Source organism: Salipaludibacillus sp. CF4.18 (assembly GCF_051262595.1).
GTDB lineage: Bacteria > Bacillota > Bacilli > Bacillales > Salisediminibacteriaceae > Salipaludibacillus > Salipaludibacillus neizhouensis.
Genome location: NZ_JBIMEV010000158.1, coordinates 1 through 508, shown reverse-complemented (window position 1 = coordinate 508; position 508 = coordinate 1). Strand labels below are relative to the sequence as shown.

Annotated in this window: 1 protein-coding gene; it reads left to right on the top strand. The window is 40.9% G+C overall.

Features of this window, described 5'->3' with window-relative positions; all coding sequences use genetic code 11:
- Window positions 1–508, top strand: a 508-nt coding sequence (locus tag ACHABW_RS25960) for an aldehyde dehydrogenase family protein (protein ID WP_435759931.1), incomplete at both ends; no start/stop codon positions are given.

Here is a 508-nt window from a genome sequence, read left to right as displayed (position 1 = left end):
GTGAGTATGATTACATTCACAGGAAGTCCAGAAGTTGGAAAAGAAATTCGCAGCAAAGCGGGATTGAAAAAAACAACTCTTGAATTAGGTTCGAATTCTGCGGTGATTATTGATGAAGATGTTGATCTTGACCGCATTATTTCTCGCTGTGTCCAAGGTGCCTTCGGGTTTCAAGGACAAGTATGTATTTCCTTGCAGCGTGTGTATGTTCATGAAAAGTTATATGAGTCATTTGTCACTAAATTTATTGCTGAAACGAAAAAACTTGTTATTGGAGACCCATTAGACGAGAAGACGGAAGTATCTGCGTTAATCTCTGAAGGGGATGTAGACCGTATCCTGTCTTGGATTAGCGAGGCAGAAAAAAATGGGGCGAAAATAGAAACAGGTGGACAACGAGAAGGAAATATTGTATTTCCAACGGTGATGACAAACGTAACCAGAGATTCAAAAGTGTCCTGTCAGGAAGTATTCGGACCAGTTGTTCTCATTAACCCGGTTTCCTCCG